Raw genomic sequence first — 26,625 nt, 5'->3', positions numbered from 1 at the left:
TGACTTTTTCAACTGTTAGGCACCTGAAAGCAAGAAAGGCAGAACCCATTCTCTTCGAAACAGGCTCTGCCTTTATGACACCTACATTCTATTATATTCTAAAACAGGCAATGAACGGACCATGCTTTGCAGCGTCCCTGCATCGGTTTCATAGTGTACCAGATGATTCATATCCCATCGATAATTGTTCAATTCTTCTTTTAATGCTTGATAGTAAGGACTGTCAGGGGTAACCATCATATAAAGGAATGTACGAACGGATAATTTCACAAAAACACCGATCATACGATTTTCTTCATAAAATTTTCTTACATAGGTCCCTCCCAGTTCTATCTGATACTTGCCTCCGGAGTTTAAACGCACAACCGCTGTCTCAACCTCTTTCAAATCCCCTTTTTCTGTTACCTGCCTCAGAACAACCGGGTACTCTGAATCGAGTTCACGATCAAAAAAATTCTTTGCCAAGGTAGGTTCCATATTGAATGAAATCAAACGGTTCCGTTTTCGTTCATGAGGAATCGGTATTTCTGCAATTAACACATTGCTTTCACCAGCAGAGTACCATGCATCCTCTTCATCTTCTGTTATAGTATTTCTTCCGGCTTTTCCCGATATGACCCAATCCCCAGAAATCTTCCCTTTATCAATAGATTGAGTAGGCGGATAAGGCTGCACTTGCATAATTTTTTCGAACATATTTTTGGTGTTTTGTTCTGCCTTCCGAACAACTTCCGGATCATCCAGCTCCTTAATACAATGTTGTGAGCTTTCAATCCATTCATTCCATTTTTGTTCAATAATCAGGATCTCAGCCTCATCAAGCGGCTGCACCACAAAAGCTTCCGTATTTCTCCTCAAGCCTTTTGCTGTAAGATTGCCCGAACCCAGTACGAGAACCCCTCCTTGTTCGTATTTGAACCAACTAAATTTCGGATGAAAGGTGGAGCCCGAGGTATGATGCACAAAAGCTCTGACCGTCAGATTCGGATAGAAGCTGCAAAATTGCTCTGCTTTTTTTAAAGATTTGGTGTTTGTAATCTCATCCGTTCCCATTAATAAGAAATAATGTCCTTCGTTCATAAATTCTTCAAACGCACTGTTTTTCATTAGCAGCTGAATTCCGTCTGCAGACACAAAAGCATAGGTTCCTGCTCCATAAAGAGCATACCGGCAAGCATCTAATAACGCTTCATTTAATAAAAATGAACTCTCAATTCTCGGATCTTGTATATAAAACATGAACTCCCCCTTATATCTGTTGATTTTATAACATTATGCTGGGGTTGATTTAAAATACATTTAAAATTAATTCAAGGTGTGGATAAGTGATTTTTCGCATAATAAAAACCCCTTCGTATATCTTTTTACATTTAAGGGGTTATTGTTAAAGGTTCTTATGATTCAATTGGGGAACCGCAGTAATCACACTCGTGGACGCCCCCTGCGATTACCTTATTGATTCCGCCGCAGTTTTTGCAGCTTATAGCAGCATACGCTACCTTTTGCTCTGGCTTATTTTCTTCTACAAAGTAATCCTCTTTATCCGAATCCGGAAAAAGAACAATTCTATTTTTTATTTCATCTATGTATGCAGTCCCAAAGTATTTCTTTTTAATTAATTCTTGCAGATCTTTTTTTACGGCGTCAGATGAGGTTCCCATGCTGGCGGCAAGCTTATCAATGGAACCATAAGGCTCCTTCACTAGTCTTGCAACATAACTCTCCACCTTATTATTCAGTTCTTTTTTCTGTCTGCTAGAAATAATCATCTTTATACTTAGTGCAGTGAGGATATAAAATGTCAATACTAAACCTGCCCCGTCCTCCACATTATCAAAGGAAGCAGTGAGGGCTGTGACACCAAATACAAGTGTCAGAAGTGCCCCGACTATTAATTGCAACGTTGCACCTGATTTGCGCGTAGTAACAATTTTTCTATTATTTTTTTCCATTAGCAGTCCTCCTTCGTATACGTTTTGTTTATTACCGACAACAAATTATTGTGAAATTGGAGAGCCACAATATTCACACTCGTGGACTTTTCCCACTATTACGTTATTGATACCGCCGCAGTTTTTGCAGCTCACGGTAGTATATTTATTTTCCGTATTTTTTTCCGTATCTTCTTCGGAGTAGTCTTCCATGTCTTCCTCCGCCTCTTCCTCGGAGTAGTCTTCCACGTCTTCTTCGTCATTCTCCTCGTACGTTTCATTATCATCACTATTCCAAGGGAAAACAATCCTATTTGCTTGTTCATCCATGTATGCATCATTAAAATATTTCTTCGCTATTAGTCGTTGAAGGTCTTTTTTTACTACTTCCTGTGATACGCCCATACTAGCTGCATAACGTCGTATTGAACCTGTTTGATCCAGCGAAATTATAGTTGCATAGGAAGAATACTTTTTATGCAGACGTCTTTTTCTGTTCCCAATAAAAACCATCACGATACCAAGTATAGTAAATATAGAACAAACTAGTTTTGTACCATCACTCGTTGCGCTGTCAAATGAGTTCGCCATTCCAAAACTGAATATGAAAAAACCTCCATATACCAACAAAACAAAGGCTGCTGCTTTTCGCCCAGTAAACTTTTTTTTAAAATGATCCATTATTATACCTCTATATTGTTTTCTATTATTTCATTTAAGATGTCAATTAATAGATGATCCACAAAACTCGCATTCTTGAGTCCTACCTATTTTAACTCTATTAATGCCACCACAGTTAGGACAGTTTAATACCCTAAATTCTTCGTCAGGATTATCATCGCTTTCTGATTCTTCGTCGTCTTCATATTCTTCCTCTATAAAATTAGGAAAAATAAGTGTATTTTTTTCTTTATTTATATACGCGCCTTTTAGATTTTCTGAAAAGAATCGTTTTTCCATCATCATTTGGAGATTTTCTTTTATCACTTCAGGGGAATCTCCCAGTTCGTTAGCAAGGTCGTCCATAGAGTAAATCGATTTTTCTGGTAATTTATTCATATAGTTCTTGAAAACTTTAATTAGTTCTGCTCGTTTATATCCTGCCTTAGAAAGCCTTATCCCAAGATAAATTATTATACTTAATAATATATATGCGTCAATGGTGGCATCTTCTCCATTAACGATAAACGAAACTAAAATGGACCCAAAAAAAAGTATAATCAATCCGCCCAATATAAGTTGAATTCGTCCTATAATAGCATTTGTCTTGAGTGGCTCCTGTGAATAATACATACTAAATATCTCCTATTATTGTACTAAAATTCTCTATTGCGCATTTTCTGCATCCGCAACCAGCTTTTCTCCGCATTCCAGACAGAATTTAGGGTTGCCTTCGATGATACTATCGCATTTAGGGCATTTCTTAGTTAAGGATTCTCCGCATTCCGGACAAAATTTCACCTTGCTCGGAAGTATCGCTCCACATTTCGGACATTGTGCTCCCACATCATAGCCGCATTTGCTGCAAGAGGTTGCCCCTTCTTCTAAATCTGCACCACAGCTCGGGCAAGGGTTATATTTATTCCCACAGTTCGGGCAGAACTTAATCTTCGGATTTAATTCGCAGCCGCATTCATTGCAGAAAGTTACCTCTTTTTGATTACCCTCTATTTTCTCCGTATCACAGCCGCATGCTCCGCAAAACCTCTGCGCAGCTGCCATAACAGTATGGCAATTAGGGCATTCTTTTGCTTTCACGGCATTTGTGTTTATTACACCGGCTATCGTTCCGAATGAATTGCTGACAGCTTCACCAAGTCCGGCTCCTATACCAAGCCCAATTCCTGCACCCATAAGAGGGGAGACCGCAGCTCCGGGATTTTTAGCGGCGCCCTCAAGCGTATCAAATGATCGCTCTTGCTGGTAATTGTAGCCCAGTATATTCATTTCTGCTTTCTTGGCTAATGCTTCTTTAAGCTTTATAACGGCCGAATCGTCCTCCGGAACACTTAAGTCATTTATATAAAAATTAACCAATTTGATCCCATATTCCGACATCGTTGGCTCAATGCGCTCTTTCATAAAATTTGAAAGTTCATCTATGTAAGCATTGATTTCAAGCATACTGATTTGTTTATTCACAATATATTGCGAAACAGCATCTTTTACTTTCGTGATATAGAGCCCTCTAAAAAATTTCACCATATCGGCTTTATTAAAAGAAGATAATGTGCCAACCAGTTTAAGCAAGAACTGTTTTGAGTCCTTTATCTGTAAGCCGAATACGCCATTTGCCCGAATAGGTATAAAAATACCGTATTTTGCATCTTGTATTTGTATAGGTGTAGCAGTTCCCCATTTAATATCCAAGGAGAATGCTTTATTGACATACCAAACTTCAGCCGCAAAAGGGGATCTCCCACCAAAAGGTAAATTAACAATATTATTTAGGATAGGAATATTTGGTGTATCCAGTGTATAACGTCCGCTGCCAAATACATCTAAGGCCATTCCATCTTTAAACAGGATTGCTTCTTGGGATTCATTTACAACTAATTGCGACCACGTTCCGAGTTCCTCACTTGGATATTTCCACGCAAACACATCCGGAGTGCCATTATATTTTACTACGTCTATTATAGCCATCTTAAACCTCCCCTGATTATTCGATATAGTCTAGTTTTCTAACAATACTTGCTATCATTTTAAACGTTCATCTTGATCTTAAATGCTTTCTCTCAAACTTGTTTGATTATATCATTTTAGGTATTAAATTCCAATATAGTTTCATGAAGAAATTGTTAATAAATCCTATATCCCTCAAACCGCTCATGGAATAAAAAGCTTCTCAGGACATCATCCAGAATAATGGCTAAGGCTGAAAGGATAAACCATAGGCCAGCAAATGGCAGTGAAATCTGTCCTAGCAGATTAAAAGGCATGTCGGAATAATCCCAGATTTGCCAGCCGAGCCAGATATTCACGATACACCCTGTTATAAATTCCAATGTTAAGATGATCAAAGTTCCAATGCCGGCCTGCTTCCACAATGGTGTTTTCCAAGACAAATGTTCATTGATTGAACCTATCAGCACAAAAGACAAACCTCCCACTATGCCCATTGTCCAATGAGAGTATCCCCGCCAAAAAAGTTCAAGCAGATAATACAGACCACTCCCCATTATAAACAAAATTATATTTTTATAGATCACAGCCTCACTCCCTTTTATAGTTCCGGCTTTTAAACCGCTCTTTTCACCTATATATATAAGAGTCATATACTATATATGAAATGAATTCTTTCAAAATCAGTTTAAATACATTTAAAGAGGTGAAATAATGCATTATTATAATACAATTTATGAAAAAAAAGCGAAGGCAAAGCCTTATATACTTCCCAGTGTAGGTTTTTTCCGTTTTTTACATGCAGTTCCGGACGCTCCTAACGTAGATATCTATTCTTATGCTAGGCTAATTTCAAAAAATATTCCTTTCGGCGAATATATCGGTTACTTTCCTCTGACTGCTGAACCTCATCAATTTTCGATTTATCCTACTGGAACAGATGATCGCCCGGCTCTGACGCAAACGGTCACGCTAACAACGGACGAGATTCTTACCCTTGCAGCAATCGGAAGGTTAAACAATATAGAATTTCTGGAGATTCCGGAATCAAATCAGGCAACAGATAACACTACAGCGATGGTTCGCTTTGCCCATTTAGCTCCCAATGCTCCTTCCGTAGACATCACTATGTCAGACGGAACGATATTATTTGGGAATGTTCCATTTAGACAAGTAACGCCATCCATTCCTGTTGATCCATCCACTGGCACACTTCAAGTGCGATTGATGGGTACTCCTGCCGTGGTTCTTTCTGTTCCTAACCTTACCCTTGAACCAAATAAATCTTACACCCTTTACGTCTTAGGGCTTGTAGGAGAAGCCCCTGGGCTTGAAGCGATCATTGTGGAAGAGCCACCTTTACAAAGCCTAATCTCTCTAGAAGGAATGGAAGGGAATAATGGCAATATTAATCTACCTAACAATGGAAACGGCACCTTGCCTAACAACGGGAACGGTACCCTTCCTAACAACGGGAATGGCACCTTGCCTAACAATGGGAACGGCACCTTGCCTAACAATGGGAACGGCACCTTGCCTAACAACGGGAACAGCACCCTTCCTAACAACGGGAACGGCACCTTGCCTAACAATGGGAACGGCACCTTGCCTAACAACGGGAATGGCACCCTTCCTAACAACGGGGGAGGAAATGGAGGAATATCTTCCAATAGAAAAAGTGTCGCTTTACCCTTATTCAGCTCACTATATATAAAATAAAACCTCTACATCCTGAGATATGCCCTTTTTGTACAGATAGTTAATTATCTGCCATAGAGGGCATATTCTTTTTGTAGAGGTTTTTAATCATTATTATTCAATGCCTTAGTAATCGTGTCGCTCAGAAAGAGTTTATTTCTTCTAGAAGTTTACATCTTCACCGTAATAACAAGCCTTTAATAATTTTTCCATCTCTTCCTGAACAGGAATTCTAGGGTTTGAACCCGTACAAGCATCTCCGATTGCAAGTTCAGCAATTGCCGGAAGTTTTTCTAAGAATTCAGCTTCGTCAATGATGCCTCCTTCATATTCCTTAATACAGGAAGGAATTTCTACAGAGACATTCAGTGCTTTGATGTCCGCTACCAAAGCATCTACTAATTCAGCATCTGTTGAACCTTCTAGTCCAACAAACGTTGCAATTTCTGCATATCGCTTAGCAGCTTCCTCATTTTTTGCATTAAACTGAATCACTCTAGGAAGATACATCGCATTGGCACATCCGTGTACGATATGTCCGCCGCTGTATGCTGCTCCTGTTTTGTGAGCCATAGAGTGAACAATACCTAGTAAGGCATTGGAAAATGCCATACCTGCCAGACACTGAGCATTGTGCATTCTTGCTCTTGCTTCTGTATCTCCAGCGAAGGACTTCTTTAAGAACTCACGAACCATCTTAATCGCATGCAATGCAAGAGGGTCTGTGTAATCGCAGTGAAGAGTGGAAACATACGCTTCAATGGCATGAGTCATGGCGTCCATACCAGTATGAGCCGCTAATTTAGGAGGCATAGTCTCTGCCAATTCAGGGTCTACGATCGCGACATCCGGTGTAATATTGAAGTCTGCCAAAGGATACTTGATACCCTTTGCATAATCAGTAATTACACTGAACGCAGTCACTTCTGTTGCAGTACCGGACGTAGAAGGAATCGCACAGAATCTTGCCTTTGTTCGTAATGCAGGGAAGTTGAAAGGAATGATGAGCTGGTTAAAAGTAGTCTCAGGGTACTCATAGAATGCCCACATTGCTTTTGCCGCATCAATCGGGGAACCTCCGCCCATGGCAATAATCCAGTCCGGTTCAAACTTTTTCATAGCCTCCGCACCCTTCATGACAGTTTCCACACTCGGATCCGGTTCTACATTTTCAAAAATCTCTATTTCCATTCCGGCTTCCTTCAGGTATGCTATCGCTTTATCTAAAAAGCCAAAACGCTTCATTGATCCCCCACCAACGACTAAAATGGCTTTCTTACCTTGTAAATTTTTCAGTTCTGCTAAAGAACCCTTTCCGTGATACAAGTCTCTTGGTAATGTAAATCTCGACATCTTTTTTCCCTCCTTAGTGTTAATATTTTAACAAATGCGTTAAAAAAAACATAGCTTCTATATCCAGCTATTTTGTATACATTATACCCCTCATTTAGCGCTTATGCAACTTATTATTTGCAAATTTTTGTGAGAATCAAAAAAGTATTCCCTGAATTTATCAAAAAAATCTCATTTTATTATAATAACACGTGAAAAAAGTCGAATTTTGTTTTCTATTTAACAAACAATTACCCATTGCTGATCCTTTTTCCTTTGGCCGAAACCATTTTAGCCTAACTATCGTCTATTGAAAAAGGATCGTATGTACCATCGATTTTAATTCATTCTTTAAGATATGTACCGTTCCTTACTTTTCTTCACCCTTATATTCTCCGATGCAATTCTTACAGATTTTCTTCTCATTAAAATTAACTAGCTCGTCCATACTACCGCAAATGCAGCAGGCAGGATTATATTTCTTTAATAAGATAAAATCTTCATCGACAAAAATCTCAATTGGATCTTTCAAATCAATATCCAGTGTTCTTCGAAGCTCCATTGGAATGACAATCCTTCCAAGGTCATCAATTTTTCTAACTATTCCAGTTGCTTTCATATTCATTCTCCTTATTCTTTATTTATAACATTAAACTATTTTACCAATTATGCTCACTCTTTCGTACCGGTAATTATTGGTAAGTGCGGAGAATAGAACTCAATGAGGATAAAATATAAAAATAAATGAAGCACAAAGTTGTGTCCCTGCTCTGCAGCGGATCAATTATATTACCTTCACACCCAGTATCTTCGCAATTTCCATCGTCTGAATAATACTTACCTTCGCTCCTCTCAGCTCTCTATATGTATCGGAGACCATCATTCCGTTAATCGTACAATTGGACAAATCAATCCCCTTTAATGGGGTTTTAAAGAAATCCACCTGTGTGAAATCCACCTTGCTAAAGGCTATCTTCTTTAATTTCACTTCCGACATAAAAGCTTCTCTAAAATCGCATTCTGTTATAGTACAGTGCTCCCATAAAGTGTTTACGCAATTTGCATAGCGAAAAGAACTTTTCTCTAACTGGACTTCTTTAAAAACAGCCTCGTTAAAATCACTCCCATCGGCCTTGCAATCTCGAACTTCAACATCTTTCCAATAGCTGTTTCTAAATTTGCAATTTGAAAAATCACATGCCTCAAAAGTCACGCTGTGGAAGTTCGCACGTGAAAAGTTACACCCTTCAAATTTGCATTGAATAAAATGTACCGATTGAAAGTCAACGCTCGCAATGTCCTCATCTTTGATCGTTTCATTTTCAACAGACATGTCTTCTATCATAATATCCTTTATCTTAGCCTCTGCTATTTTATCTAGTAACATATAACACCCCTAAACTGCACAACAGTATGAAAAAAGACGGCAAACCATCAAAGCAAAATGAGCTATGACTATTTTAAAAGCGAATGTTCCTCAATAATCCACAAGCATAATCATAATCTTTCTTATGTACATACACATAATTAGTAACTGAATATTGCATATTTTCACCGAATCTGCCCATGCGTCCCCTTGTGGCTCCACCGTTGTTCACCACTTTATAGGTGTATTTGATTTTATTGTTTGCCAGTATCTGTCTCACCTCATAGAACTGCTCCATGGACCAGCCGACCAAAACCTCTTTACGGTTCCAAATCATGATCATTATGGTTCCTCTTTATAAATATTCCAAACTGAATTCTAATACCTTCTTGTTGTATCATATCATAAATCTCAGCAAATTTCATAATAATCCTATTCCCGGATCTACTTCCTATGCTTTGGGCGCCAACTCCTCCAATTTTGCCCCACACATTGGGCAATAATTTGTCTCTAATCGGATCCTTCTTAAGGTTGATTTTCCGTTCGGTCTGTAAATACACGGTATTTCAGCGGGGTATTGATCACTATAACTTACGTAGACTTTATCTACACTTTTGAATTGTCCATCTAAGCAATGACAAGTAAATGTCTTCATATTTAACCTCTTTAACCTCCATTCCATTCACATTACCTATTATGTTATTTTTTCTCTGATTTATTTGCAATTTATTCATTTTCTCCGTTTACTTTCTTAACAGTTCAGGATGGTCAAAGATATTGCCTCCCACTCTGATTTTATCCTTCCAAAAATAAATATCCTGCCGCATCCAGTCATTCCAACAGTTTACACCATCGTCAATCCAATCAATATAAAATCCTTGATTCACACACTCATAAGAGGAAGGCCAACCGCGTTGCTTATAGGGCCCATACTTTATAATACCCTTTATGCGATTATCGATGGTCTCTATCAAGTCGTTTTCGAATATTAGATTATTCACCATATCTTTTACACCTATATCCTCACTGACGGTTTCAGGAATGACTTTTATCCATTTATCGGAATAATCCTCCGCACTTTCTAAGTAGCATTCTCCCGTATTTTTAAGCGATTTAGGATAATATATTCCAATGCCTTCAACCCAATCTCCATTATCTGCTCTCTTTCCTTTAAATAAAAGATTTCTCATGGCATACATCCTTTTTTATTTCATAACAGTATTACTCAGAAGTAGTTCCGTCGTAACTTATTTTAACCTTTAATTAAATTTAAATGCCTAAAGCTGGGAAATTGTTGAAACAAATTGAAAAATCTATTAAAAGAAAGGGATTATGGGGCAGGTATATATATGAAAGAGGCAAGGATTCACCTTGCCTCTCTTTTATTCAGAAATCATATATTTTTTAATAGGAAACAAGCCTGTTCATAATTTGTATCACGAACATAAATATAAAACGTCAAATCATATTCAAGATTTTCGTCAAATATACTCTTGTTTCCTTTTTCAGGATTAAGGATCCTATGAATATCATGATGAACTGCTTTATAAGTGTATTCGACATTATTCTCCGCAAGGATCTCGCGGGCTCTATACAACTTATCCCAGGAACTGCAAGTAAAAACTTGTCTTTGGTTCCAAATCATTATCATTTGTTTTTGACCTCTTCATTGATGTATATTAAACTAACGATATGATTTTAGCATATTTACAATAAAATGCAATTATTCTGTTGAACTATTGAAAAATAGTTGTTCGAAGGTCTCAGCAAAAGTCATTGCAGCCCACAATTCACCCTTTTTAAGAAAAAACGGCAGCTTTTTGTATTCAAAAATCCGCCGTTTATTTTTTACTATATTCTTGTTCTATGTTAACGTACTGTTGACGTTTAACGCTTCCACTAATTCGATGTCTTTATAGCGTTCCATAAAATAGTTCAGTGTAAATTGGTTCGCAAAAAGGACCAGCGGACGTTCAAAGTGGTCAAATACTAGCATGCATCTGGAATCCAGACACTTTTTTACATGATTGAGTTCCGTCGTCTTTAGCCAACGAACTACGTTAAAATCCAGAGGTTCCATCAGTAGGTCTGAATTGTATTCATTCTTTAAGCGATACTCAAACACTTCAAACTGCAACGCCCCTACCGCACCGATAATCACTTCGTTGTATTCATTGTGGTACACTTGGATAGCACCTTCCTGCGCCAGTTGCTGCACCCCTTTTTGAAAGTTCTTCGCTTTTAACGTATTCTTCGGTGTCACTCTCGCAAACAATTCCGGCGGGAAGGTCGGAAGCGGTTCAAAGAAGAATGATTCTTTTTTCGTCGTCAGCGTGTCCCCGATTTGATAGGTTCCCGTATCATAGATACCAATCACGTCTCCCGCGAAAGCATTGTCGATGGTTTCTCTTTCATTCGCCATCAACTGGGTGGACTGACTTAATTTGATCGGTTTCCCGGTTCGTGTAAGAGTAACCGTCATACCGCGCTGAAAAATACCGGAGCATATTCGAAGAAATGCAATTCGGTCGCGATGTGCCGGGTTCATATTCGCCTGTATTTTGAAAATAAATCCGCTAAACTCCTCTTCCGTCGGCTCAATCTCCCCTTCTGTGGTTTTTCTCGGGCCCGGAGGAGGAGACATCGCTAGGAAGTGATTTAAGAACTGTGTTACACCAAAATCTGCTAAAGCCGAACCGAAAAATACCGGGGATAATTTTCCGTGCTGGATCGCTTCTAAATTAAACTCATTCCCGGCACCTTCAATCAGCTCAATTTCAGCACGAAGGTTCTTTAAGTTGTTCCCGGTTAAGTGTTCTTCCAATTCGGGGCCGAATACGCCTTCTTTCCCGAGCTCAATGGTTTTGCCTACCTTGTAAAGATGAACTACATTTTCCAATCGATCGTAAATTCCCTGAAAGTTTAGTCCGCATCCGATCGGCCAAGTCACCGCTACGGAAGGCAGTCCCAATACTTCTTCTAATTCTTCCATGGATTCAAGCGGATCCATCGCTTCACGGTCCATCTTATTGATAAACGTAAAAATCGGAATCCCACGCATGCTGCAAACTTTAAACAGTTTCTTTGTCTGCGCTTCGATACCTTTCGCTCCATCGATCACCATGACGGCACTATCTACGGAAGTTAAGATTCGATACGTATCTTCACCGAAATCATTATGTCCCGGTGTATCCATGATAGAGATTACTTTGCCTTTATATTCGAACTGCATGACAGACGAGGTGACGGATATACCACGCTGTTTTTCAATTTCCATCCAGTCAGAAGTAGCCGCTTTTGAATTGTGTCGCCCTTTTACGGTTCCGGCTTCACGGATGGCTCCGCCATGTAAAAGCAGTTTTTCTGTTAATGTCGTTTTACCGGCATCCGGGTGAGAAATAATCCCAAAGATGCGACGCTTCTGAATTTCTTCAATCAGTTGTTGGTTTGCCATGAAATAGCATCCTTTCTATTGTTCTATATTAAACTAGATTTAATCGTACAAAATTGTGATACTCCTTAGAATATGCACAAAAACACAAATATCATAACATATTTGAAGGAAAAATAACAGATTAAATTAGGCATTCGTTCTTTTAAAAGTAAATTCCGCCATTTAGCCTCACAGCGTGAGTGTATAAAAATAAATTTGAATTTTAACTTATTCAGATTTATTTTATATACATCGGACATATGTCCTTATCAACATGAATATATCATAGTAAATATAGTTTACTTGGGATTACTGCTTGCTGGTTGGTCGCTTTCCTCTTGGGAGGTGATGTTATGGTTACATATGAAGAACTTTTCAACTATTCACTTGTAATTATTGGCGTTGTTTCCGCTTGCATTGCAGTAATGCACAAAAAATAGCTCAGCCATCTAAACTATCCATTTAGATGGCTGTCTATAAACTATCGTTCTTGGACTAACCACCGTCGCAAAAAGTGGTAATCCCTAAGACTATATTACATAGGTCAAAAATATATACCTCAATTATCGGATATAAAAGAAAAAGAAGGCAGATGCTGCCCTCTTTGTGTATTGTATGCTATTAAAATTTTCTTTAAAGTCTAGAGAAAATTACGATTTCATATCCGTCTTTCGAACTGTCTGTATCATAGAGCTGTATCATATCGTTCTCTTTAAGATTTCCTGTAAATAGTTTGTATTCATCATCCGTTACCCTATAGAACGTTGCATTCTCAGATATCGCATAGGTCTTGCCTCCCATCGTAACCGACGTTCTGCTATTTGCCTTTTCAGCTTTCGCCGCTTCAACATTTGCACTTATTTTTTCAGCTCCTACGATAACACCATTGGAAGCAAAATCAAGTTCATATACAGCTGAACCGCTGAAACCGGTGCTGTTCAATTTAGGTGCACTCCAACTCTTTACAATATTTTCATCAGACGTTGCGGTGTCCATTTTCTTGCCATCGTTAAATCCGATAATTTGTTGTACCTTTTTCCCTGCAGCATTCGTCATATTACTGCATTCATTGATTACAGAATATCCCGTAGACGCCACCTTTAAATCTTGCGTTGAACTGTTATTTGTTGTGGTAGTCTTCGTGCTATTGTCCTTGCTTTCATCCGTTGTTGTTTTGTCAGAAATAGCTGGACTTGTTGTAGTAGGCTGATTTGTTTTGGAACTATCATCCGTCGCCTTTGTACTTGTTACAATTTGAACTGTTTTACTTGCGTTATCATACTCAATACTTAACGACAACAATTCACTTACTTTTCGAACCGGAAGATAGGTTGTCCCCTTGTAATTAATACTGAACGGAACTACACTTCCATCTGATAATTGATAGCTTTCCCCCTGCGTCACAGCGTTCTTACCATCTACAGTAATATTAACCGTATTGAACTGTGCCTGTATATCATCCGCCAATGCCATGGTAGGAACGACTAGCAAACAAGCAAAAATAAAACCGATGATAAACCCCTTAAACTGTTTCTTCATTTTAGATTCTCCTCACTTTCCCAATAAAAAATATTTATTAATTTTATTGTAGTCTCCTTTAGAATCATATTCAACCTATTTTTATAAAATTTTCCATTAATGGTTCCGGTTTACTGTATTTCTCCGCTGCTTATCACCGGCTGACTAGATGAAACCCGCTCATTCTTTTTAGTATACGACAGAATGACAACGGTACATATAATGCATGCTGTTCCTAACCACTGGCTCACTCCTAAAGGCACATGCAGACATAGTACCGATAATGCGGCGGCGGATAAAGGTTCCACCGAGGATAAGATACTTGCTTCTGTCGGCTGTATGTATTTTAGGCTTTCCAAATAACAATAAAAAGCGATAATGGTTCCAAACAAGACTACAATCACAACGGCAAACATGGAATTAACCGACCATTGGCCTGTAAAGACCCAAGGAGGGTGAACAAAGGCAAAGACGATGCCCCCTATAGTCATTCCCCATCCAACCAAAAGTGTGGAGCTCCATTTCGCGAGAAGCGCACGAGGCTGCAGCGTATAAAATGCCGCTGCAAAAGCAGAACTAATGCCCCAGAATAAGGCTAATTTAGAAATAGACAGGCTATGAAGATTTCCGCCTGTTATGATAAAAAACGTGCCGAACAGCGCTAAAAGAATAGCCGATATTTCTCTGACATTCGGTATTTTCTTCGTGCGAATGACAAAATAGCAAGTGACGATCACCGGTGACAGATATTGAAGAATGGTAGCAGTAGCTGCATTCCCATGTAAAACTGCGGCAAAATAGGTGTACTGGACACCTATCATTCCTACTATTCCGAAGAGGAGAAGGTTTAGGAGGGACTGCTTGTCCTTCCAGACTTTCCATATATCTTGCTTTTCTTTTAGCAGAACATATAATAGTAAAACGATCCCGGATACCAGCAGGCGAGTTTCAACAAGCCATTCCTGGCTAAATCCTTTTTGCTGAAACAAATATTGCGCGGCAGTACCTGATATGCCCCACAGCATACTCCCTATGATTACCAGTAAGATGCCCTTTTTTCTCGATTCAAAAACCACTTTAATCCGCTTCCTTTACAATTACTCTTATTCAAAACAAGCTACCATTGTTGCAATTCTATTAATTGATTTACATCTATTTATGATAATTCTATTATCTTTTTCAGTATTTGGCAATTGATATATTTTCAATAATCAAATCTACTATATAATAGTGAGTAAAAAAGAAGGCAGGTCTCCCTTTTTTATTTTTACATAATACAATTTACAGTAAACATTAAAAACTGTTGTGTTTTCCCCATATAATAGTATAATTTTATCAGTACAAAAAGGAGAGCATCGAGCAATGGAAACAAGGATAAATTATACGGATATAGTGGAGCATAAAAATACCTATATAAAGAACAATGATTTAAAATTACTTAACAATAAGCTGAATTTCTTCGAGATTCGTTTTAACTTGAAAGAAATAAAGGTGATAAATGGCGTGTGTCAAGAATTGATAGCATCAACGGAAAAGGAATCTATCAGATGGTATGCATTGCAGACTCTGCTGAGTACGTCAGGAGATATCATTTCAGAAAATACTGAAGAGAATTCTTACAAAATACCTCTTCATCTATTTGAGCTGGAAGAATATATGAAGGTATTCGGCAAATATAATAGTCCATCATTATCACCGGATGATCATTTCGTATTGCTTCGTATAGGAAGCATTTTTGAAATATCTCAGCATATGTACAGGGATATTATAAAAAAGTATGTAAATTATAAGGACGATGCTAAATTGACTTTATATTTGAGAGACTGGGCTCAGTTCGAAAACCGATCATAATAATAGAGTCCCATAAGGGACTCTCGTTAGACAATATACATGATTTTACTTTCAGGTAACTTCTGTTGGATTTCTGCTCTAAAAAATTCTTCCCCTGTATTCCTTATTGGATTCTTGTAACAATATCGCCCACGTCCTCTCCCTGTCATTAATTCCTTATCATATAAATCCAGTGCATTGGGAAAAGCATCTTGGTTAATCATTCTATGAATATAACTGTATGTCATAAAGATGATTTCAATCAATAAATCTTTTTTAACCTTTTCAGATAACGTGTCGGATAGGATGGTAAAAAGTTCTCGATACAACGTCTCCCAGTTTTCTATCAAAACAATCGGGGCAACCAATATCCCAACTTGATATCCGGCTTCTTTTAAACGATTTAATGCTTGTATTCTTTTTGTCAAAGAAGCTGTACCGAATTCAACCTTATTAATAATATCTTGCGGGTTCACACTCATTCTTATGATGGTTCTGCCTTTATGCTTCAATGGTAATAATGGTTCTACCATATCGAATTTAGTAGGCAGTGTGATATACCCTTTTTCATTTTCGCCAAACTGTTCAATCGTCCATTCCAGATTACCGGTAATCGTGTTTTCAAGTATCAAGTCACTGTTGCTTCCGATCTCAAATGTCAAATCTGTCTCACTCTTCTTCGCCGTTTTAATCAGCTTTGCAAGCATTTGCTCCCGATTTACGAATAGACGAAGATAGGAACATTTATTGTAATTACAGACCAAATAGCAGTAAAGGCACATGGCACTGCAGCCTGAAGACGTATAGGGCACTAAAAAGTCAGAGGTCTTTGAATTGGGAACATATTTATGAGTTTTCCTGATGCCAATCACCAGATTTTGCTTCATTCTGGCGAATTCGCAGTTTGGATTATTCCTGAGTTCAGGAATATTGTTGTGATTGTCAATTTTGATCCATTCCGCTGATTTGAATTTTTCGAACAAGGTTTTGCCGAGCTCATAATGTAACGATTCCTCTTCATAATAAATAATTTTCGGATTCAAGCAGGCACCTCCTCTCAATCTTATAGTTTGTCACTTTGTATCTTCAATATGCTAACTGTAAAAAAAATTGAATAGAAGGTTCTAAACTTCACTTTGTCCAAATATATATAAAATAAAATTAAATATGAGAAAAAGGAGGTGGGACTTCATGAGGAAGCCAAAATTCCTCCCCATCATCATGGTTGTAATCGTCTTGCCTAAAGTTATTGCAATAACGGTAACAGTGTCATTGAGTTAAAAAATGAGCAACCAATTAACGAAAGGAACATTGCGTTAGTTGGTCTCAACTACATATATTTAAAAGAAGGAGCCTAAAAAGGCTTTTTTTATTATATCAAATATATTACCTGCGATCTGAACGTTCTATCGCGTTGGAACATTTAAAAAAGAGGTATATATCCTTTGCATCTGTCCATACTACATACTAACTATTCATTGGAAGGAGATCTTTGAGTATGAAACTGATGCTTAAACTGGATATCATGCTTCATGTAGCAATCTTTGTTTTAGTTATTGCCTTTTTCTTTTAAGGCTCCTATTAAACCATAGATGCTTCATTTCAACCGTTGCTTTGAATGAATATGCCAGTGAAATTTATGTATTAAATATACATAAAAACCTGCTTATGAAAGTTGATACTTTTTAAGCAGGTTTTTAAATTTATCTCTTGATATGGATCCCGTCTTCTATATAGTCTCCGTTATCCTATCTGTTATTTGGTCCATCTGTATATTGCTTCTGCAAATATTTTCGTCGCTTTTATCATACCTGAGATAGAAATATACTCATCTGCCTGATGTTCTACCGCCTCTTCTCCAGGGAAGACCGGTCCGAAGGCTACACTGTTCGGTACTGTTCTCGCGTAAGTTGCACCGCCGATAGCAAGAGGCTCACTTTCCTTATCCCCTGTAAATTCTTGATAAACTTCCATTAATACCTTTACCAGCGCATGATCTTTCGGCACATATAATGGGGCTAAATGATCCTTTCTTTCAATGGAATAGCCAGTAGGTCCCACAACGGTCTCCATACCGAGGTAGACATCCTCTACGTCCATCGTAGCAGGATATCTGATATTAATGGTTAACCTAGCCTCTGTTTCATCAAGTTTAAATAAGCCTACATTGAAATTTAATTTTCCCGATGGCTCATCTTCAAAAGCACAGCCAAATCGCTCTCCGTGATAATCAAATCCAATGGTATCGTTATAGAACTTTATAAAAGCATTTACCTCTGAATTGTTGAATTCGATATCCTTCACTGCGTCAAACAAAATGGTGATGGCACTGAGGCCTACCTCCGGCATTGCTCCATGTGCAGAAATACCCTTCGCACTTATTTCTAAGCAATCCTCTACTCTTTCACAAGTAATGTCATAGCCGCTGTTTTTCTTATATTCAGCAATCTTGTCTGAGATGTCTCCGCCTGTTACTACTAACTTTGCCCGATCCGCGACCATATTCGGTGCGTTCCCGCCTTCGAAGCGAACCAAACGCAAACCTGATGCATTGACGTTATGTAAGCTTTTCATTACATCAAAGACAATCAATCCTTTTTCACAGTAAATAACGGGGAAGTCGGCATCCGGTGCGAATCCGGAATCTGGGATTTCTTCATGCGCCATATAATACTTCATCCCATCCCAATCCGTTTCCTCATCCAGTCCTAGGATCAACCGAATATCTTTGCGCGGTTTAAAGCCTGAATCTTTAAGGGCTTTCATCGCATAAAATGCTGCCATCGTAGGGCCCTTATCGTCAATCGTCCCTCTTCCGAACATCTTATCGCCCACTATTTCTCCGCCATAAGGCTCATGCACCCATCCACTGCCTTCCGGCACTACATCAAGGTGTCCCACCAGCGCAAAGATGCCATCGCCATCGCCCTTAAATTCGAGGTGACCACCATAATTGTCAACATTCTTTGCGGCGAATCCTTCCCTCTCTCCTATTGCAAGCATGGCATCCAATGCATCTTGTACGCCTTTGCCAAAAGGGGAATCCCCTTCCGGTTCTCCGGCAACGCTTTTTATCGCAACAATTTCTTGTAGATCTCTTAACATCTGATCTTTATACTGATCGATTAATTCCAAATAATTCCCCATGAGATTCCTCCTGTTATACGGTTGCCACTTCGATGCAAAGGAAGGCTATCGAAAATGCTACTAAAATTCCCATCAGCGGCAGAACAAATCTTAAGTATTTATCATAGTTCACATGAACCAGTTGCAAAATAACAAGGACTAAACCGGTCGGTGTAATAAAGCCCATGGTTCCCTGACCAAACAGATATGCTGTAATGACAACTTCTCTCGGAAGTCCAACCGCATCTGCAAGTGGTGCCATGATCGGAATGGAGAGCATAGCCAGCCCAGATGTGGAATTAATGAAGAATCCTAAAATAATATAAATAAAATACATCATAATGGCAAAGGCATAAGGGCTCATACCTGCTACCCATCCGGACATGGTGTTCAGCAATGCATCGGATACTAAACCGTTTTCCAAGATTACGTTGATGGATCTAGCGACACCGCAAATCAGTGCAACACCGATCATATCTCCTGCTCCTGCTAAAAATTCATTGACCATTTCTCTTTCGCCCATGCGTAAAATGATTCCCATGATAATCGCTGAAACTAAGAATAGGCCGGTCATTTCACCAAACCACCATTCCAGCTTCACTACACCATAAACCATGATGACAAAGGTGAAGAAGAATTGTACCAGAACAATCTTAAATCTGCCGGTCAATGCAGGAACCTCTGCTTCACTGCAATATTTTTCTTCAATATACGCTTTGCTTTCTAAGATATAAGATCTCTCCGGATGTTTTTTAACCATATTGCCATACCGGATGACATATAGGATACAAATAATCGTTCCGACAACAAGCGCTGCGATTCGTATTCCAAAGCCTTCCATGAAATTAATTCCTGCCGCATTGGATGCGATTACCGTTGCAAATGGGTTCACAGTTGAACACATTGTTCCTATGGATGATCCCAAATAAACGGCGGCGATCCCTACTAATGCATCATAACCTGCCAGCACAAAAATCGGAATAACTACTGCATAAAGGGCAACGGTCTCTTCACACATACCAAAAGTAGTACCGCCAAGTGCAATCAGAATAGTAATCAGAATAATAAGTATAAATTCCCTACCTTTTGTGGCCTTTGATAATGCACCCATACCCGCTGCGAATGCCCCTGATTTATTTAAATAAGCAAGCATACCACCCAATACGAAAATAAATAAACTGATATCAATTGTGTCGTACACACCATTCACCAAGGCTAAAACACAATCCGTGAAGCCCTGTGGATTAGGCTCAATCGCTTCATAGCTTCCCGGCACACCGATTGGCTTATAAATACTTCCATTTAAGAATAAGCCTAACTGCGCTTTTATATTTAGCTTATCAAGTGTTGCCTGATCCGCATCCATTGAAACAAGGCTTCCGTCAGGTGCGGTGACGTCAAACATATCCGTATCTGCGTTGTAAAGCAGCTTTGAGTATGATCCTGTCGGCATGAAATTCGTTCCTATAGCCGCAATAATTAGGATAATAAAAAGAATTGTAAATGCAGATGGAAATTGACGTTTTTTCTTTTGATTGATTGGAGTTTTATTCTCCATTAGATCTGTTTCTTCCATTTTTTCATCCCCTCAAATTTTATTTTTTTCTAGCTTTTATCAGCATAATTATATTATACATAAATTGGATACACTTCAATGTTTTTTGTGAAAATAATCTAAATAATTTAGAATTTTGTGTTAATTCAACAAATGCTGAATCAAATAAGAGTTGTCAGTGCACAAAAAAATAATAAGCTTGACTTTTATTCAATTGCATATTTTTCGTCGAAAAAGGAAATGAGAAGGTAAAATTTAGATGGAAATTACTTGACAAATTATATTAACAGGTATACATTCATACTATACCTATTAGTTAAGTATGAATTAAAAAGGGGAATTTTATGAATACAATTCAATTTGTAAGAAATTTAATCATAAAACGAATGCATAAAAAAAGATGCATCTGTTGTCATGCTTTAAAAACAAATTCAAGTGTCATATCCCGTCAAGAATTTTATTTTAAATTCCGAGCGGTCTAATGACATAGGCTGCTTTTCATAATAATTTATCCATTAAAGCAGTCTACTTATAGGCTGCTTTTTTATATAACATTCATTTGCCACAACGAAGACACCCTTATTCACCTTTATTGACTGACAAATCAATTTGATAGATTGGGAGTATAAGTATAATATGTTTGAAATAAAAAAAATAGAAAACAATAAATTAATAAATCTATCATCCAAGAGAAACTTTTCAGAGGAAACCGTGACTCTTCACGCACCTTTTTCTGAAGCTTCAAATTATCAGCAAATCATGAATGCTATTGAAGACCCTGTGTGGTATTGGAACATAGAAGATTCATTTATTACTTTTTCGAGCAAATGGAAAGAAATTACCGGATATGAAGAAACTCGTCTCCATATCAACAATGGGAAATGGATGTCCATCATCCATCAAGATGACCATCATATTATAAGGGACTATCTGTATCAATTTCAACAGAGACAAGTCAGACCTTTGACTTCTGAATTCAGAATCAAATTGAAGGATGAAACCTGTAAATGGTTCTCCTGTCATAGCATCGCCGCATACGATACACAGGATCAGCTTGTGAGTATTGCCGGCACACTTAAAGATATTTCTTATCAGAAATCAATGGAAGAGCAATTACGGTATCTGCATGATTATGACCCTGTTACAAAACTTCACAGTTATACATACGCCTTAGACATCCTAGCTTCTTATCTGAAGTTTAGCAAGAAAGGCACCGTTTTATTTATTGATATTAATGGATTTCGAAAAATAAAAAGTACCTATGGCATTTTAGTCGGTGATGAGCTGCTTCGCGTTATCGGCCGGTTGTTAAATGAACGGAGCAGAGAAAATGATTTAATATCTAGGATTGATGAAGACAAATTTATTATTTTAATGTCAGATAGTACCGACAAGCAAAAATCCGCTAAAGTGGCACGCAGAATTCTTAACGTGCTAAACACTCCGTTTTCTATATTTGATCAAGATCTATATGTTAATGTGTCCATTGGAATTGTATTTCTGCCAGGGGACATCAAAGATGTTTTTGACCTGATAAAACACGGTAATTCTGCAATTTATGCAGCACGCGAATCCAGCAGTGAAAAAATGGAATTTTTCAGCGAGCATTCAAAGGCTCGATATCCTCAGCGCTTCAATATCGAAAATGACTTGAGACGTGCATCTGAAAAAAATGAGTTTTCTCTTTATTATCAGCCGATTGTAAAAACTACAGGCAAATTAGCCGGAGTCGAAGCGCTGATTCGATGGAAACACCCCAAAAGAGGCCTTGTCTATCCAACTGACTTTATTCATATTGCCGAAACCAGCGGAATGATTGCATCCATTGGGAACTGGGTCTTAAATACGGCTTGTCTTCAGAATAAAGTGTGGCAGGACAAAGGTTATCCAAAAATACGAACGGCGGTCAACATATCTGCAAAGCAATTGCAAGAACCTGATTTCTTTAATACGGTGAAAACCGCCTTGAATATTTCCGGGCTTAACCCCGAATATCTTGAGCTTGAGCTTACCGAAAGCGTATTGGTTGAATCGATGAACAAGGCTGCCAAGACTTTAGAACGTTTAAAAGAAATGGGAGTAAAAATTGCATTAGATGATTTCGGCAATGGCTATTCTTCTTTAAATTATCTAAAATCATTGCCAATTGATAAGATTAAAATAGATCGGTCCTTCATTAAGGATATTAATAAGAATGCCAAGATTGAAGCCATCATTTCAGCCATGATTACGTTATCTCAAAAGATGAATCTGGAAATTGTCGCGGAAGGCGTTGAAGAAGCTGACCAATTGAATTTTCTAGATCAGATGGGATGCCATTTAATTCAGGGATACATTTATAGCAAACCGCTTCCCTTGGAAGATATTGAGCCTATTGTTAAACACTCAGAAATCATCCTCTCAGGGAATAGCTATAACTATTATCAAATATAGGCCGCAGCAAGGAGGTAAGACAAATGCAAACAGAAATGCCATCCGTATTGATCGTTGACGACAGCCCTCTGAATTTGATGTTTATTGAGAGTATTCTTAAGAGAAATCATTATAAGATAAAAACCGCCTCTACCGGTGCTGAGGCTATCGAAGTCCTTACAAATCAAAACCCCGATATCATTTTACTGGATATTATCCTGCCTGATTTATCTGGATTCGATTTATGCAAATCCATACGCTCCAATCCTGATACGGATTCGATACCGATCATCTTCATTTCATCCAGATCCGAACCGGATGAAATACAAAAAGGATTGCGAATCGGTGGCTCCGATTATCTCATAAAGCCTTTCAACGAGATCGAATTACTAGCCCGGATTGATAATCACTATAAATACAAAAAAAGCCAAGACAAACTGAAAGCTTTAAATGAAGAGCTTTTAAAAGCCAATAATATGATCGCCAAAAAAAATGAAGCCCTAGAAAATGCATTACTTCAGTTAGCGGAATTGGCAACCACTGATTCCTTAACTAATTTATATAACAGGCGTTACATCATGGAGCGAATCAATGAAGAAGTAATTCGATACCGGCAAACAGGAAGAGTTTTTTCTCTGGTTATATGTGATATTGATTATTTCAAGCAAATCAATGATCAATACGGTCACGATTTTGGAGATTATTGTCTGAAAGAAATTTCTAAAGTTATTTTGATTAATGTGCGAGAGGCGGATATTGTCTCCCGATGGGGCGGCGAAGAATTTTTGATCTTTCTTTCTGAAACAGATAAGCGATCAGCATACAAGTTAGCAGAACGCATTCGCTTTGCAATCAGTAAAATGTCAATCAGATATAACGACATCGATATTAGCATGACCGTAACGATCGGGCTTTCCGAATACAACGGTAATTCCAAAGTTGAAGAGAGCATTAAACGCGCAGATATTGCGCTTTATCGGGGAAAATCCGACGGTCGAAACAGAGTTGTTGTCGCATCTTAATGGAAGTTACGGGCAACTATCATCTCCCTGTCTTAAATAACTTACATGAAAGAGGTTTTTTCATTTCAGTTATTAACCCTTTATTAAATTGGTTGATTTCAATTCATCCAGCGCGGTATACGAAGCTTTTTATCCTCACCTGCATAGCCGATGGATTTCAATTACATAAATATAGCACTAACATTTCGTTAGTGCTATCCCAAGATTCATTTAGTTTTAATTTACAGTTTTTTAGGGCTTATCATCATAGTAATGATTCTTCCTTCAAGAGCAGGCGCCTTCTCGACAGACCCGACTTCCTTTATGGAATCAGCAAATCTTGAAAGTACATCGAACCCATCTGTTGTATATTTTTGTTGCCTACCCTTAAATCGAATACTTGCTTTTACTTTATTACCTTCTAATAAAAATTTACAGGCATTTTTACTTTTAACCTCTAAATCATGTTCTTCTATTTTAGCAGATAGTCTTACTTCTTTAAGCGTTACTACCTTTTGGCTTTTCTTCGCCTCTTTCTCCTTTTTAGCCTTTTCATACATGGTTTTATTGTAGTCAGCTATTTTGCATACTGGCGGTACAGCATTCGGAGAGATTTTCACTAAATCTAGATTCTTTTGAGATGCTAATTCCAGTGCTTCTGAAGTTGATACAACTCCAAGCATCGTTCCATCCGCATCAATAAGTCTGATTTCTTTATCTTTTATCTCATTGTTAATTTGTACTTCATTTTTGTTATTGCTAATAATAAATACCTCCTGTTTGGTCTTTCATAAAAAATAAAAGTGGATTAAATAATCCACTTTTGTTTGAAATAAACATCATTATTAGTATCTATTGCCATTATTTCTGTTATTTCTTTGTTGTTGTTTTCTTGCGGATCTACAAGAAGGACATCTCTGTGGTTCGTTTTCGAATCCCTTCTCTTTGTAGAACGCCTGCTCACTTTCAGTAAAAGTAAATTCTGCTCCGCAATCTTTGCATGTAATTGTTTTGTCAGCCATAACACTAACCTCCTTTTATTTTATTTAGGATTTCAAAATCAAAGACATCTCTCTAAATAAATCAAAGAAGGGTCGTCAAAAATCAATTAATCCATAACTGATAAAGTTTATATCAGCTCTTTAACTATAATATAATAATTGGAATTAAGCAAGAAGAATTACAAAAATATTTTTGAATTTTAAAAATAATTTTATGAAAAATAAAAAACCTACAGAAATTTAATCCTATAAGTTTAATTTTTTTAAAAAGCTATTTAGTTTTAGTAGTTTCTGTTATTGTTATTCTGGTGTTTTTTTGCTTTTCTACAGTCAGGGCATCTTTGTGGTTCGTTTTCGAATCCTTTTTCTTTATAGAAATTCTGTTCGCCTTCTGTAAAGATAAATTCTTTACCACACTCTTTACAAATTAAAGTTTTATCTGGCATTTCATTCCTCCATTTAATGTTAGACAAAATACTGATTTTTAACCTACCTTATAGTGAAAGGTATAATCAGATTTTTAAAATATTTATAATAATCTGAATATATCACACAACCAAAAGTAATGCAAGCTTTATTTATGATAAAATTTAAAGAATACTCTTGTAATGAGAGTAAAAAAAATCAGAGGCCAATAGCCTCTAACAAATGTTGCATAATTAATCCAATATCTACTTTCTGATATTGAAATAATCATTTCAATATGTAACATAAATACACCTTGAAATGATCCAAGGTGTTGCATTTAAACGAGCTTACATGAACTGTAAGCATTCGTTAATGACTTCTTGTGTGAGCACAAACTCAGTATTTTTTTCTTCTATCATTATTCTCTTCTTTCTTTTTTTATTTCTATTGCCATGAAACTTGATACCACTCCATCCGATTTTCAAAACTTCTATATGTTCGATATGTTTTAATGAAATCTATTTATTAGATTCTTCTATCTTTCGTTTCTTCTGTGAAAATGCCAAGTATATTCACATAGATATCGTCAGGCAGTCTTTCATCTAATAACGGCTTTCGACTTTCAATACCTAACATTTTATCTAAAATCTTATCAATACGAACTAGAGTTTTATGTTGATCAAAACCCAAGTTGGTAACTTCTTTTAATAAATCTAGTGCGGTTTTCATTTTATCTACCCCCTATTAAATGGATTACCGAATGAACCCAAGTCAGATTATTTATTAATGATACTTATTTCTGGAACTCCAGTCCCATATTAGCTATTATTTCCTTTTTAATTTTTTTTATTAAAAATAAAAAACTCCTGCAACAAAAATCGCAAGAGTAAAATAATATCTTATTTATTGATTATTAATTAAATATCTAGTACCCATTGAGTACATTCTTCTGCAATTTCTATATTATATCATATATAAAAGAATAAAGCAAGTAAATGTCGAATTATCATGTTGTTATCTTGCGATAATGTCAGTATGTAAACTATCGAGCGAAAATGTCACCCCTAAGATAAAATATAATTATGAAACAGGATGTGATTTCTTTGACTCGACAACAACTTAATAAACTCGATATTATCAACAAAGCAAACGCTGGCTTCCTAACTGTTCCTGAAGCTGCATTGGGACTTTCAGAACGTCAAGTACAGCGCTTAAAAAAGAAAGTGAGGGAATTAGGCTCTGCCGCTGTCGTTCATAAAAATTCTTTGAATATCCCGCATAACTCTCTTTCTAATGAAACTATTGATACTTAAAGGTGATTCTAAAAGGTATTCATTGCATGGGGCTATTGATGATGCAACAAGTCAGATCACAGGGCTTTACCTTTGT

27 protein-coding genes are annotated in these 26,625 nt (G+C 37.4%); 5 read left to right on the top strand and 22 right to left on the bottom strand.

Annotation, left to right across the window (positions count from 1 at the left end; genetic code table 11):
* Positions 1-81 precede the first annotated feature (81 nt).
* From JYB65_RS13320 to JYB65_RS13295, 6 genes are all read right to left on the bottom strand, one after another.
* Entirely contained in the window at positions 82-1,239 is a 1,158-nt protein-coding gene (locus JYB65_RS13320; protein ID WP_206583180.1) for a phospholipase D family protein, read from the bottom strand.
* A gap of 155 nt (positions 1,240-1,394) precedes the next feature.
* Positions 1,395-1,952, bottom strand: a complete 558-nt coding sequence (locus JYB65_RS13315) for a hypothetical protein (protein WP_206583179.1) — start codon at positions 1,950-1,952, stop codon at positions 1,395-1,397.
* Between the two features lie 45 nt (positions 1,953-1,997).
* Complete coding sequence (locus JYB65_RS13310) at positions 1,998-2,612, bottom strand: hypothetical protein (protein WP_206583178.1); 615 nt, start codon at positions 2,610-2,612, stop codon at positions 1,998-2,000.
* Positions 2,613-2,654: 42 nt separating this feature from the next.
* Positions 2,655-3,224 carry a hypothetical protein gene (locus JYB65_RS13305; protein ID WP_206583177.1) on the bottom strand — a complete coding sequence of 190 codons (570 nt, stop codon included), beginning with the start codon at positions 3,222-3,224 and terminating at the stop codon, positions 2,655-2,657.
* A gap of 33 nt (positions 3,225-3,257) precedes the next feature.
* Positions 3,258-4,577: an SPFH domain-containing protein gene (locus tag JYB65_RS13300; protein WP_206583176.1), complete on the bottom strand. Its 1,320-nt coding sequence runs from the start codon at positions 4,575-4,577 to the stop codon at positions 3,258-3,260.
* 155 nt (positions 4,578-4,732) lie between these two features.
* Positions 4,733-5,026: a putative ABC transporter permease gene (locus JYB65_RS13295; RefSeq protein ID WP_342366670.1), complete on the bottom strand. Its 294-nt coding sequence runs from the start codon at positions 5,024-5,026 to the stop codon at positions 4,733-4,735.
* 244 nt (positions 5,027-5,270) lie between these two features.
* On the opposite strand from JYB65_RS13295, the gene JYB65_RS13290 reads away from it, so the two are divergent.
* Positions 5,271-6,275 carry a DUF4397 domain-containing protein gene (locus tag JYB65_RS13290; protein ID WP_206583174.1) on the top strand — a complete coding sequence of 335 codons (1,005 nt, stop codon included), beginning with the start codon at positions 5,271-5,273 and terminating at the stop codon, positions 6,273-6,275.
* Positions 6,276-6,416: 141 nt separating this feature from the next.
* Here JYB65_RS13290 and JYB65_RS13285 read toward each other — a convergent pair whose 3' ends face one another.
* The 9 genes from JYB65_RS13285 to JYB65_RS13245 form a co-directional block, all read right to left on the bottom strand.
* Positions 6,417-7,607 carry an iron-containing alcohol dehydrogenase gene (locus JYB65_RS13285; protein ID WP_206583173.1) on the bottom strand — a complete coding sequence of 397 codons (1,191 nt, stop codon included), beginning with the start codon at positions 7,605-7,607 and terminating at the stop codon, positions 6,417-6,419.
* A 349-nt stretch (positions 7,608-7,956) separates the two neighbouring features.
* The gene (locus tag JYB65_RS13280; RefSeq protein ID WP_206583172.1) at positions 7,957-8,205 is read right to left on the bottom strand and encodes an AbrB/MazE/SpoVT family DNA-binding domain-containing protein; all 249 of its coding nucleotides are present in this window, start codon (positions 8,203-8,205) and stop codon (positions 7,957-7,959) included.
* Positions 8,206-8,370: 165 nt separating this feature from the next.
* On the bottom strand, positions 8,371-8,973 hold the full coding sequence (locus JYB65_RS13275) for a pentapeptide repeat-containing protein (protein WP_206583171.1): 603 nt from the start codon (positions 8,971-8,973) through the stop codon (positions 8,371-8,373).
* Between the two features lie 73 nt (positions 8,974-9,046).
* Positions 9,047-9,295: a hypothetical protein gene (locus tag JYB65_RS13270; protein ID WP_206583170.1), complete on the bottom strand. Its 249-nt coding sequence runs from the start codon at positions 9,293-9,295 to the stop codon at positions 9,047-9,049.
* 108 nt (positions 9,296-9,403) lie between these two features.
* On the bottom strand, positions 9,404-9,607 hold the full coding sequence (locus JYB65_RS13265) for a hypothetical protein (RefSeq protein WP_206583169.1): 204 nt from the start codon (positions 9,605-9,607) through the stop codon (positions 9,404-9,406).
* A gap of 88 nt (positions 9,608-9,695) precedes the next feature.
* Entirely contained in the window at positions 9,696-10,142 is a 447-nt protein-coding gene (locus tag JYB65_RS13260; RefSeq protein ID WP_206583168.1) for a YopX family protein, read from the bottom strand.
* Between the two features lie 674 nt (positions 10,143-10,816).
* Positions 10,817-12,406, bottom strand: coding sequence for a peptide chain release factor 3 (locus JYB65_RS13255; RefSeq protein WP_206583167.1), 1,590 nt, complete (start codon positions 12,404-12,406; stop codon positions 10,817-10,819).
* Between the two features lie 612 nt (positions 12,407-13,018).
* The gene (locus tag JYB65_RS13250; RefSeq protein WP_206583166.1) at positions 13,019-13,924 is read right to left on the bottom strand and encodes a stalk domain-containing protein; all 906 of its coding nucleotides are present in this window, start codon (positions 13,922-13,924) and stop codon (positions 13,019-13,021) included.
* A gap of 110 nt (positions 13,925-14,034) precedes the next feature.
* Entirely contained in the window at positions 14,035-14,979 is a 945-nt protein-coding gene (locus tag JYB65_RS13245) for an EamA family transporter (protein ID WP_206583165.1), read from the bottom strand.
* A 286-nt stretch (positions 14,980-15,265) separates the two neighbouring features.
* Here JYB65_RS13245 and JYB65_RS13240 point away from each other — a divergent pair, with 286 nt between their 5' ends.
* Positions 15,266-15,754 (top strand): hypothetical protein, encoded by a 489-nt coding sequence (locus JYB65_RS13240; RefSeq protein ID WP_206583164.1) that lies wholly within the window; start codon positions 15,266-15,268, stop codon positions 15,752-15,754.
* A gap of 26 nt (positions 15,755-15,780) precedes the next feature.
* Here JYB65_RS13240 and JYB65_RS13235 read toward each other — a convergent pair whose 3' ends face one another.
* From JYB65_RS13235 to JYB65_RS13225, 3 genes are all read right to left on the bottom strand, one after another.
* Positions 15,781-16,776 carry an SPL family radical SAM protein gene (locus JYB65_RS13235; protein WP_206583163.1) on the bottom strand — a complete coding sequence of 332 codons (996 nt, stop codon included), beginning with the start codon at positions 16,774-16,776 and terminating at the stop codon, positions 15,781-15,783.
* A gap of 712 nt (positions 16,777-17,488) precedes the next feature.
* Positions 17,489-18,880, bottom strand: a complete 1,392-nt coding sequence (gene pepV, locus JYB65_RS13230; protein WP_206583162.1) for a dipeptidase PepV — start codon at positions 18,878-18,880, stop codon at positions 17,489-17,491.
* Between the two features lie 13 nt (positions 18,881-18,893).
* On the bottom strand, positions 18,894-20,435 hold the full coding sequence (locus tag JYB65_RS13225; protein WP_245156683.1) for a YfcC family protein: 1,542 nt from the start codon (positions 20,433-20,435) through the stop codon (positions 18,894-18,896).
* A gap of 615 nt (positions 20,436-21,050) precedes the next feature.
* Between JYB65_RS13225 and JYB65_RS13220 the strand changes: the two genes are divergently transcribed.
* Both JYB65_RS13220 and JYB65_RS13215 read left to right on the top strand, forming a co-directional pair.
* Positions 21,051-22,847, top strand: a complete 1,797-nt coding sequence (locus JYB65_RS13220; RefSeq protein ID WP_206583161.1) for a putative bifunctional diguanylate cyclase/phosphodiesterase — start codon at positions 21,051-21,053, stop codon at positions 22,845-22,847.
* A gap of 23 nt (positions 22,848-22,870) precedes the next feature.
* A complete protein-coding gene (locus JYB65_RS13215; protein WP_206583160.1) occupies positions 22,871-23,848 on the top strand; it encodes a diguanylate cyclase in 978 nt (325 codons plus the stop codon).
* 221 nt (positions 23,849-24,069) lie between these two features.
* Here the strand turns inward: JYB65_RS13215 and infC are convergent, their stop codons facing one another.
* The 4 genes from infC to JYB65_RS13195 all read right to left on the bottom strand — a co-directional run bounded on the left by infC (position 24,070) and on the right by JYB65_RS13195 (position 25,965).
* Positions 24,070-24,594, bottom strand: a complete 525-nt coding sequence (infC, locus tag JYB65_RS13210) for a translation initiation factor IF-3 (protein WP_206583203.1) — start codon at positions 24,592-24,594, stop codon at positions 24,070-24,072.
* A 78-nt stretch (positions 24,595-24,672) separates the two neighbouring features.
* Positions 24,673-24,849 (bottom strand): zinc-ribbon domain-containing protein, encoded by a 177-nt coding sequence (locus JYB65_RS13205; protein WP_206583159.1) that lies wholly within the window; start codon positions 24,847-24,849, stop codon positions 24,673-24,675.
* A gap of 260 nt (positions 24,850-25,109) precedes the next feature.
* Positions 25,110-25,274 carry a zinc-ribbon domain-containing protein gene (locus tag JYB65_RS13200; RefSeq protein ID WP_206583158.1) on the bottom strand — a complete coding sequence of 55 codons (165 nt, stop codon included), beginning with the start codon at positions 25,272-25,274 and terminating at the stop codon, positions 25,110-25,112.
* A gap of 487 nt (positions 25,275-25,761) precedes the next feature.
* Positions 25,762-25,965 (bottom strand): hypothetical protein, encoded by a 204-nt coding sequence (locus JYB65_RS13195; RefSeq protein WP_206583157.1) that lies wholly within the window; start codon positions 25,963-25,965, stop codon positions 25,762-25,764.
* 353 nt (positions 25,966-26,318) lie between these two features.
* Between JYB65_RS13195 and JYB65_RS13190 the strand changes: the two genes are divergently transcribed.
* A complete protein-coding gene (locus JYB65_RS13190; protein ID WP_206583156.1) occupies positions 26,319-26,549 on the top strand; it encodes a helix-turn-helix domain-containing protein in 231 nt (76 codons plus the stop codon).
* Positions 26,550-26,625 lie beyond the last annotated feature (76 nt).

Source organism: Clostridium aminobutyricum (assembly GCF_017255415.1).
Classification (GTDB): domain Bacteria; phylum Bacillota; class Clostridia; order Peptostreptococcales; family Anaerovoracaceae; genus Aminipila; species Aminipila aminobutyrica.
Note: the sequence above shows the minus strand (reverse complement) of the source record. Positions and strands in the feature narration are given on the sequence as shown.